Origin of the sequence: Blautia sp. AF26-2 (genome assembly GCF_003460955.1) — a bacterium.
In the GTDB taxonomy this organism is placed as follows: Bacteria; Bacillota; Clostridia; order Lachnospirales; family Lachnospiraceae; genus Fusicatenibacter; species Fusicatenibacter saccharivorans.
The window spans coordinates 583139-592851 of sequence record NZ_QTWD01000001.1; the positions used below are offsets into that span (position 1 = coordinate 583139).

At 39.6% G+C, this 9713-nt stretch carries 9 protein-coding genes; 1 reads left to right on the top strand and 8 read right to left on the bottom strand.

Annotated elements, in window-relative coordinates; genetic code table 11:
- Window positions 1-36: 36 nt before the first annotated feature.
- The 5 genes from DWY63_RS02870 to DWY63_RS02890 form a co-directional block, all read right to left on the bottom strand.
- Window positions 37-1128, bottom strand: a complete 1092-nt coding sequence (locus tag DWY63_RS02870; protein ID WP_117801169.1) for a hypothetical protein — start codon at window positions 1126-1128, stop codon at window positions 37-39.
- Between the two features lie 29 nt (window positions 1129-1157).
- Window positions 1158-1610 (bottom strand): DUF188 domain-containing protein, encoded by a 453-nt coding sequence (locus DWY63_RS02875; RefSeq protein ID WP_117801171.1) that lies wholly within the window; start codon window positions 1608-1610, stop codon window positions 1158-1160.
- Between the two features lie 142 nt (window positions 1611-1752).
- Window positions 1753-2265 (bottom strand): metallophosphoesterase, encoded by a 513-nt coding sequence (locus DWY63_RS02880; protein WP_117801173.1) that lies wholly within the window; start codon window positions 2263-2265, stop codon window positions 1753-1755.
- 11 nt (window positions 2266-2276) lie between these two features.
- Window positions 2277-3692, bottom strand: coding sequence for a hypothetical protein (locus tag DWY63_RS02885; protein WP_117801175.1), 1416 nt, complete (start codon window positions 3690-3692; stop codon window positions 2277-2279).
- Between the two features lie 139 nt (window positions 3693-3831).
- A complete protein-coding gene (locus tag DWY63_RS02890; RefSeq protein ID WP_117801177.1) occupies window positions 3832-5004 on the bottom strand; it encodes a hypothetical protein in 1173 nt (390 codons plus the stop codon).
- Window positions 5005-5193: 189 nt separating this feature from the next.
- On the opposite strand from DWY63_RS02890, the gene DWY63_RS02895 reads away from it, so the two are divergent.
- Window positions 5194-6552: a hypothetical protein gene (locus DWY63_RS02895; RefSeq protein ID WP_117801179.1), complete on the top strand. Its 1359-nt coding sequence runs from the start codon at window positions 5194-5196 to the stop codon at window positions 6550-6552.
- Window positions 6553-6591: 39 nt separating this feature from the next.
- Here the strand turns inward: DWY63_RS02895 and DWY63_RS02900 are convergent, their stop codons facing one another.
- From DWY63_RS02900 to DWY63_RS02910, 3 genes are all read right to left on the bottom strand, one after another.
- Complete coding sequence (locus DWY63_RS02900; protein WP_117801182.1) at window positions 6592-6954, bottom strand: hypothetical protein; 363 nt, start codon at window positions 6952-6954, stop codon at window positions 6592-6594.
- A gap of 192 nt (window positions 6955-7146) precedes the next feature.
- Window positions 7147-8940, bottom strand: coding sequence for a phage tail tip lysozyme (locus DWY63_RS02905; RefSeq protein ID WP_117801183.1), 1794 nt, complete (start codon window positions 8938-8940; stop codon window positions 7147-7149).
- The gene (locus tag DWY63_RS02910; RefSeq protein WP_147343052.1) at window positions 8937-9305 is read right to left on the bottom strand and encodes a hypothetical protein; all 369 of its coding nucleotides are present in this window, start codon (window positions 9303-9305) and stop codon (window positions 8937-8939) included. Before DWY63_RS02910 ends, DWY63_RS02905 begins: the two co-directional genes overlap by 4 nt.
- Window positions 9306-9713 lie beyond the last annotated feature (408 nt).

Below are 9713 nucleotides of genomic sequence, written 5' to 3' on the forward strand. Positions count from 1 at the left end.
AAAAGCGTCAACTTTTTCGTCAACGCCTTTAGATGGTTATTTGTCAGATGTCTTTTTGCATTTTATTGCATCCTCAACAGCCTCTTCCCAGCTCATATGATATTTTTCCATGCGTGTTTTTACAGACCTCGCGTCAATTTGTAAAGCATGATAACAACGGTATAATGTAGGATATACTGTGTTTTGAAAGACGACAGGATCTGCATCTTGAACGCGATGCATTCCAGTGGTTGATAATGCTTCTTGGATTGCCTGTTCTAACGTATATTGTTTGGATTTAACAAAATGTAAAATCGCGATTGGGTCTACGCCTATACGAGAACAGAGCTTTTCTACGCAATCGTATGTACTATTTTGGAATTGTATAGCATCCGGGTATAAGAGTGAAAGTTCTTGCAAAGCTAGAAAATGATTTGCTGATTCCTCGATGGTGCATTTTAGGCGGTGCGCTCTTGCAGCCACACTGCTATGACTTATATGATGCTGCTTGCAAAAAGCGGATAAGGAAGGATATGCCTCTCCGTTAATTTCCACAATCCAAAAGTCTGATGGGCGAGGCTTAGGTGGGGCAGAGACTTTTTTCTTTTTCTTCTTGGGAAGCACTTTGGGTGGAGCAATCTGATTCTCTTGACGCTGTTTTTGTGCTAGACAAGCCCTGATAGCGGCGGAAGGAGTTAGCTGATTCTTGTTTTTATAGGCATATACAACACTAGGACTCAATCCATATTCTTTACAACAAGCGATAATAGATGGATATTTTTGGTTGTTGAACTTGAAAGAATAACGGCTTTCATTTAAGACATAATGATCCAATGCTGCTTCAAAAGAGCATTTATGAGTGCGCTTATAGTAACTCACATTGTCAACAGGAACATTAAACAATTCACAGCATACCTTCATAGATGGATATGTTTGACCGTGATATTTCACGCAACGTCCTTTTTTTGCAGCCCTTAGATGGTCAATGGCTTTTTCCGCTGTGATATTTTTCTCCTTTTTCAGCGGGAAAACACAGGAATAGGCCACATCATAGTATTCGCAACAAGCTTTAATGCTGGAAAATATCTGTCCGTGATAAGGAAACTTGAATTTATCCAAATATTGTTGTCTTCGTTTAGATATGCGCATAAAACACCTCCCTTTTCTAATACAAATTCTTAGGCAAAAGCGGTCTTTTTAGTTTCGGCGGGGTTAATCATCTGCAATAAAGATTTCTGAAAATCATATTTTTTCTGAACAGAGCGTCTTTTTTTCTTACGATGGCGGATATTGGGATCGATCTGATTCAAATAACGGCTCATAAGAAGGGTGTCAATTGTTTCTTTTGAATAAATAGCTCCACTTGGATGCATAACCAGTGCGCCCTTAGCCAGGACCAACGAAGCAAGTCCGTAATCCTGTGTTATAACGATATCTCCTATTTTGCATTCATTATAGATCTGCATATCGGAAGCATCTCTTCCGGGAGCCACCTTTTTAATTTTGCTGTAATCAGAATAAAGCTGGTGCGCTGTATCGCAGAACAACATTACTGGTAAGCCTTTCTCTTCCGCAATTTCTTCAATCTGACGGATTTTTGAACAAGAATCCGCGTCAACAATAATTCTCATTTGTAAAACCTCCTCTTCGAAAATTTTCTTATTGATAGTATTGCAAAAAGAAAAATACTTATATTCTCACGTAGGTGATTTTTTTGCAAAAAAAACACTGCCCATGCATTTTATGGAACAGTGTTTTTCTTTGAATAGGCTGTTATTTTACGTCATTTTGAGCGATCAGTTCATCCAGAGTGACTGGGGTATAATTGATAACATCGACGGATACATTATATCTTCTGTCAATATGTGTTACAGTTGTATTGTGAATATGACCGTGCAGGTGATAGGAACCCACATAAAATCCATTCCATTCCTCAATCGGATAATGGAACAGAACAACTTTACGTTCAGTATCCCTTACTTCTGCATAGGGACGGCACCATAAAAAAGCGCTGGAGAAGTCCCGATTATGGATATTCTTGAAATCATGATTCCCAGTAACAAGGTATTTTTTGCCTGGAAGAGCCATAAGAAACTTCCCAATTCCCTTTTCATGATACATGCCAACATCACCAAGAATATATACTTCATCACAAGGACCAATACCTTTTTTCTTCCAATTTTGGAAAATAGTCCGGTGCATGTCATCGATTGTTGCAAATGGGCGACTGCATTTTTGAAGAATCGCCGGGTGAAACAAATGTAAATCACTAATATAATATTTCATAAAAATCTCCTTTAAGCGTCAAATTCAACGAGATAATTCATTACCATGGCAGCCTCTGAATAAAAGATGATTTCATCTTCTCTTAAAGAGCGTCCAGCTTTGGCATGAACACAATTTTTCTTTTTCTCTTCCAGCTCTCTTGGAGTAAAGTGGTGGCTCGATTCCACATAAAGTGGTTTCCCGTAAGCAACCGCAAAAAGGCCCATATACACGACGTTTTCATCTTCGTTTGTATATTTTGCAGAAGAACTGCTTGTATACAAAAAACTCTTGTTTGGATTAAGGGCAAAATAGACTCCATCACCAAACATACGTCCGTTTTCATATGAAGGAAGAATTTTGATGGAATTCTCCGTGATACTGAGCCAGTTTGCATTCCGGCTTCCGTGCCACATCTGCCGTACATAGCGAATATGATGCTCTTTACAATAGCTGTTAAAGGTTTTTTGCTGCCGATCTGGGATAACACGCCAGATTTTTCGTACTTTCTGCTGCAGAGAAGGGGTTAAGTGTTCGATAACTTCCTGCCGCTGGGAGTCTGTAGCTTCAAATACATGAATATTATGTTCCCGAAAACTGCCGATAGAACCGGACGGACGCATAACTTCCATCGCCGTGATAAGGTCATTTTCACGATCTATAATCGCAGGAAAATCAGACGTTTTCACAGCAAGAAGAGATTTAACATATCTGCTCTTTCGAGGGGAAATAGTTAATAATTTCTGAAGCGTCTCATTGAAATCCTTCAAAGTAGTCTTGGTACTTAATTCCGCAAGAATTTTCTTCGACTGAGATACCTGTTCAACGGTCACTTTGTCATGGTGGACCAAATGCCGTTCGACCATACCTTTAGCGTAGGTATACAGTTTTTGATATAATTCAATAGCTTCCGGACGCTGATCAGGAATGGTGGGTGCAACAGGTGTTTCCGACACAGCTGGAGCAAGATAAATAGAAGACTCGTCCTTGTATCCTTTTGAAAGCTTTTCATAGTAGCGAATCCAATATAGATGGATGGGATATGGGGTTTTCAAGTCCTTTTTTCCAAATGCTTCTCCCCTGCCAGCTCCGATACGTCCGTAAGTTGCATTCAGTACGGAACCAGATGGCCGAAAATGGTAGAATTTGTAATTGTTGGATACTGGGTTAATACAGGTTAAATAAGCTTCCGGATAGGTATCCTGTGGGAGCTGGATGGTATTGTACTCTTCTGTTACATACATACTCGGATAGATGGTCCCGTCCTTTGCGAATGTGCCACGCTGTTTAACGTCAAACTCCGCTTCTCCTACAGGTGTAGAAACAAGTAAACGATTGGGAACGGACAAATTTAATAACTGCTCCCCAATGGCCTTATACAAGGCAGATTCTGTTTGTGGAACTTCCATATTCCGGGTATCGTTGTACGTCTTAATAGTAATATGCATATTTTTCTCCTTGGACAAATTGAATTTCAGATCGGTTATTGATATACTCCTTTCTTCATGAATTGATCTGATACCCCTAGAATGTGGAAAAGTGAAAAAAACAAAATGGCCGGGATTTATTCCCGACCATTTTGTGTCTCTATTGTTGTTTCAATTCGATAATATACTGAAGCGTTACCTGTGCATCGTCAAAAATAACAACCTCGTCATTCCTTAAAGATGTGCCAGCATGAGCAAAAACAGCATCGTGAGGTGAAATGCGGGATTTGGTTAGCGATTTCATGCCCGAGGTCCATGTGTAGACATGATAGGGTGACTTGTACACGGTTTTTATAACAAATAGATAGGCTTTGTCTGAGGTGCCATGTACCCAAAAAGACCCATTCAATGAGGTATATCCAATACTTTTTTTCGCTTTTGGAGCAAGATATATTCCATAGCCGAACATATGACCGACTTTGGGCGCTTTGGGATTTAAGATAAGTCCATTATGTAAAATGGACAGGCAATTCATATTTCTGGACCCATGATACCAGTAATGAATGTCTTCTTTATGATAATTATGTTTGTCATAATAATTCCAAAAAGCGTTATCTCTATTGGAATTTTTAACACGGAATGCTTTTGAAAAGCAATCTGCAGAATGCCCCATGTGTCGTTTGATTTGCCGGAGTTCTTCTTCATCGTTTACAGGGGTGATTGATAACTTCCATTCTTCCAGAAGAGTTTTTTCTTTGCTGTCATTAGACGGCAATGCCTGCATCTGGGTTTCCATCATGCGCAGCAGATCAGTTTCTCGATCTATAACATTCTGAATCTGCTCCGGATCGGCATCTGCCGGGAGCAAATAGTCTGCAACATTTTTCATTTTCCGAGGCAATAGAGCAAATAATTGTTCCAGAAGAGAATTATCCTTTAATGGATCATTTGAAAATTGATTCAAAATATCTTCTGCTTGCGTGATCATCTGCGGGCTAACCTCGGATACGGATACAGAATAATTAGATTTGATGGCCATAGATGATTCCTGTTGCAAAAAAGAAATGAGTTCACGAACAGAATCATCCTCGATTTCTTTGTATGTATAGGAAGAATGTACATCCATGAGTTCTGTCTTGTCCTGATAGCCCTCTGAAATTTTCTTTTGATACATTTTATCCCATACTGATATAGGATAATAACGGATGTATGGAGCAGCCCCAACACGCCCCATTTCTACCTTAAATGTTGTATTCGAGTCCTGAATCATTCGAAAATACATATTTCGATTTTCAGATGGTATAATTCGGATCATAATAGCTACGTGTGCCATTTGACATCTCCTTTTGACATAATGTATTTCAGACCTTCGTTTTTACGCTCCTCTCATGAAATATTGATCTGATGTTTTTAGAATGACGAATCAAAAGAAGAATAAATTTTATGTACGTGAAAAACGTTTTTTGAAATTATTTTCCATACTATATATCGGAAACAAAATATACAAAGGAGGAATTTGATTATGTGTAATTCAGAAATGAATCTCGGACTGGAAGCATCCAAATATAAAAATCCGAGATTCGATATTGTTTCAAGAATCGCGTATCTGCTAGGCGTATCGGAGGAGTATTTTTGGGGTGAAGAAAGCAATTTTGATGAGACAATCTATACGGGGCTTGAGGAATGTAAAGATGCAAGGATTGTCCGGAATTTGTGTATTATTCGGACTGCATTATTAAGAAACAATGGAAGAATCCGGAATTTGTTTCAGTATGATATGAAAAATATTGATACAATTCCGGAATATATTGACCCGGAATGTATTAAAAAGCTCAAAAAGGATGACGTAGATATCTGGAGAGCTAATTGGACCCCGGCGAAATACGTTGTGTTAGTCAGTGCTGAAATCAAAAAGTATATCAATGGCTGCAAGAATAGTTTTCCACTATGGCTTAATTGGGACTACGTAAAAGATATGTTTTGCCTTCCGGAACTCAAAGAAAGACAAGTTTCAAAGCTGGTAGAATCGTATGGAGAAAAACGGAACCGATTTCCCTATACGATGTATGTCGTAGGGGCATTATCTGTAGAAGTAGGGAATATCTTGTACAATGATGAGAAGTTTGTAAGTTATCTGTACAGGCGAAACGGAGATGTCTTTGATGATCTTTCTAAGGTGACGGATGCCAGCGACGAAATCAAAAAGAATATTAAGGATTATATTCGGGACAATCAGGAAATTACGATTGTTGTGGATTGTGAAAATGCAAACCCATATAAGCTCTACTCTGTTTTGGACGGACTTGAGCCAGCAACACGAGAACACATCAAAAAAATTGTTTTATATAACGATGTACATACTACGGTTACCTGGCGATTGCTGCAGCGATTGATTCCGGGGGTAGAACACAAAATGATTCCGCGGGTTAAGGCAGATAAGTCTTTAGTGGACATTTCTTTGGCTGTCGGAACAACAAGGGAATATTTTGAACAAGGAACAAAAGCTTTCATTTTGGTATCGTCTGATTCGGATTATTGGGGACTGATTAAGGGGCTGCCGGAATGCAGTTTCCTTCTGTTGGTTGAACAGGAAAATACCAGTTCCGCAATTAAAAGTGCAATGATACGGAATGGGATTCCATACGCGGAGATTGATGATTTCTGCTCCTCGAATCTTGAAAAAGTGTATGCGCTGGCACTTAATCAAGAAGTCCAGAATGCCCTTGGAAAATACGGATTTTGTATGGATGACATACTGGCTAAGGCGGTTGAAAATATCCGGATTAATTTGTCCCCAAACGAAGTGGAGCAGTACAAACAGAAATACTTGAAAAATTTGCACACGGTTCAGAAAAACGGATATATATCTTTGGAAATTTAATGGCGAAAAAAAGAGATGTCAGTCGGCATCTCTTTTTTACTACTCTTCTATCTTATAATTCCCTTCTTGTGAGTATATGACTCGAAAATTTTCTCTTCCATGGTGATAGAGAGATCTGTTTTTGTAAACGTAGATTGTTATTTGCTCTGGAAAGCCGACATCATAGGAAAAACGAATATTTTGAAAGCCATTATGAAGGGTTTTGGCAATTAAATCTTTTGCGTATTCATTCTTGTTCAAAAATAAAGTGTTGGCAATTACACTAAATTCCTGAGTATAGGACGTATCAGAGGCGGTCGAAAAAGAATTCACCACACGTTCCTTACGGCCCCATTGTAAATAAGCTACTGATAATAGAATGATAAAAGCCATCATTGCAATAACTATATGTTTCTTTTTCACATCCAACCCCTCCTCATTAACGATACTCATATATAAATAGACTCGTAATTAATATTGTACGCCAAATAATGTTGATATAGCAACCAAAATCGTAAAAGAAGTTATAAAAGATAATAAAATCCGACTGATTCCAAGCAGAATTGCTTAAATCAGTCGGATTTTGGGTAACATGGAGATTTTTTTGAGAAAGTTTTATTCTACGGGTGACTGGTATTCCTGGAATACCTCATAAATCTGTTTGGCTGCCGAAACCCGCTCGATTTCTTCACGATCAAGGTCTTTGCATTTTTCGTATTCGCGCAGAAATGCAGTGGCAGCATCTTCAACGCTGTCTGAAGTTTTAAGACGTTCTAACAGCGAAGGATTATGTTTTTCCAGATAGGCGATAAGGCTATCCAGCTGCCCAGAAATAGACCCTAAGCTCTTCCCTTTATCAATGGTATATTTGCACAGATAGGACTTGATTTCAGGATCTGTGAAGCCGCATAAACCATACCCATATCTACCACCACTGTAAATACCCAAAGAAGAGCTGTGAATGACTTCTTCACGGCTGATACTGCCGGCATCAACCAGTGCAGTATACTGCGTACCAGTGAGTCCGGATTTCTTCACAGAACCGCTTTCCAGAAGTGTTGGGTCCAGATCTGTAGAGGCTTCATTTGCAATGTTGCCCATAATACCGGCGGTTCCTTCCTTGGAAAAGCCATGCATACGCAGATAATTCCAAATTTTTTCAGCATTGGTATCTCCGATCTCATCATTAGATGTAAAACGGCGGATGGTAAGAATGGTGTCACTATCTACCTTCCGGGTATCGACAATGCCCTGATCTTCATTAAGGGCTTCTACGATTTTTCCATTTCCGTCATAGAGAGCAACGTGTCCATCGTAGCAGACAACATCACCAGCTTTTGCATCAGCAAGGCTTTTTACCTCTTCGCCCAGTGATCTCCAGCCATAAGAGGTGGTATATTCACCATCGTAAGCGCCGCAGCGTGTCAAAATCTGCCATACAAAATGGGAGCAGTCGATTCCATTCGTGAGCGAATTTCCGCCCCAGACGTAGGAATTTCCGACGAACTGTTTGGCAAAAGTGATGATTCCTTCGCCGGAAGAATTGGTTACATCATAAACCGTTTCTTTTTTATAAGAAAACGCTTCATTTTCTTCAGGATCAATTACCTGTTCAGCAAGCTCCATATTGTCTTCTCCAGTCCGGGAAACGTAGGTTAATGCCGTTTTTCCCTGCTGCAGATAGTTGCTTTTGACAAAGCCGCGGACATCGCCAGATTCGATGTATACCCATTTTTGATCTGAATCAGAAATAACATAACAAAGAGCTTTTGGAGAAAGGGTTCCGACAATACGTGACTTTGTGGAAGCGGATTCTCTGACATTAAGCCTTGTGTTGACCTTTGCATAAGCATACACTTTATCAACGCGGGCAAACCCGGCACGAAGATCCTTTTTCCCTATGTAATTTTCATAGTTAATTGTCTGACTCCAATCTTCTACTGCAGCCGCTTCTGCCGCATTATCGGAAGAGGGATCTGCGTCTTTTGTGGATGTAGAACTGGAATTTGCATCTTTTTTAGTGGATTCAGAATCAGCTTTTGGCTTAGTCTCAGAGGTTGATGCGTCTGGTGTTGGAGCTTTGGAAGGCTCTGGAGCCGGAGTAACGGATGGGGTGACAGATGGGGTAACATCTGGTTCCGTAGGTGCCGGATCTTCTGAGTTACCTTTTTCCTCTGGTTCCTTAGAAGTATCAGATGACGAGTCTTCTGGCTTTTCCGGTGTTTCAGATGCGCCAGAATCAGAATCTGTTTTTTCAGATACAGAATCATCTGTCGAGACATCACTTGAATCCACTACAGTTTCCTGCCCGGATGCTAATGGTTCTGCATAGGCGGATGCTGGAGTGAGAAACATTCCTGCAGCCATGCTAAGAATGGTAAAAGTAGTGCTGACTTTCTTTGATTTCACTTTTTGTCCTCCTGTAAATTTGATTTATAAATATCAACGCCCGTAACTAAGCAAAATTCATCAGCAGTAAGCTGGAAAGGAATTGATTCCTTTGCATGCTCCGCTACGGTGCAGACATTATCAGATAACTGAATCAGATCAATATAGGAAACAGGCTCAGATGGCTGAACGCGGTCAGACATACAAGCTCCTGTATCATTCGAAATCTGCAGATATTCTTTTCCATATGCATTCTCTTTGGTAATATGCACATAGGTGGCTTCCGAACCGTTTTCATACAACTTCAAAAAATTAGCAGCATATGAGTTCTTATCTGGTTTTGGAAGGGAAATTTCATTCAAAAATTCTAATACTGTTTTGATCATTAAATTATTGGCCGTAATCATACATTAAAAAACATGAAACAGCGTCCTCCTTCTTTGGTAAATTTTGTTTCTAAGTATAGTATTGTAAATATTTAAAAAATTTTCACTCAAAGATGTTCAAAGTAGTCATCTGCGCCCCAAAGAAGGTTATCAGCGAGGTTTGTAGTCCATATTCCATTATCAATTGCATAATCTATGATGGATTGCGTATAAGGCGCAGTCTTGGAATCCGAATAGTAAATACAATAATTACTACCATCAATAAGCTGCTGATTACGCTCTGAATGAAAAGTCTAATCCCCCAGCTATGCTGGGGAGAATAGAGTAGTCGGAAGTGGTGAGGATAACAAAATAAAGCCTCCTGTGATAGAATGAGAATGGTGTCGCAAGCCAAACTCAAAATCAAAG

Bases quoted from the DNA above. Each gene is read 5' to 3' on its own strand.
- DWY63_RS02870 (WP_117801169.1), bottom strand. From the start codon at position 1,128: ATGCGCATATCTAAACGAAGACAACAATATTTGGATAAATTCAAGTTT.
- DWY63_RS02875 (WP_117801171.1), bottom strand. From the start codon at position 1,610: ATGAGAATTATTGTTGACGCGGATTCTTGTTCAAAAATCCGTCAGATT.
- DWY63_RS02880 (WP_117801173.1), bottom strand. From the start codon at position 2,265: ATGAAATATTATATTAGTGATTTACATTTGTTTCACCCGGCGATTCTT.
- DWY63_RS02885 (WP_117801175.1), bottom strand. From the start codon at position 3,692: ATGCATATTACTATTAAGACGTACAACGATACCCGGAATATGGAAGTT.
- DWY63_RS02890 (WP_117801177.1), bottom strand. From the start codon at position 5,004: ATGGCACACGTAGCTATTATGATCCGAATTATACCATCTGAAAATCGA.
- DWY63_RS02895 (WP_117801179.1), top strand. From the start codon at position 5,194: ATGTGTAATTCAGAAATGAATCTCGGACTGGAAGCATCCAAATATAAA.
- DWY63_RS02910 (WP_147343052.1), bottom strand. From the start codon at position 9,305: ATGATCAAAACAGTATTAGAATTTTTGAATGAAATTTCCCTTCCAAAA.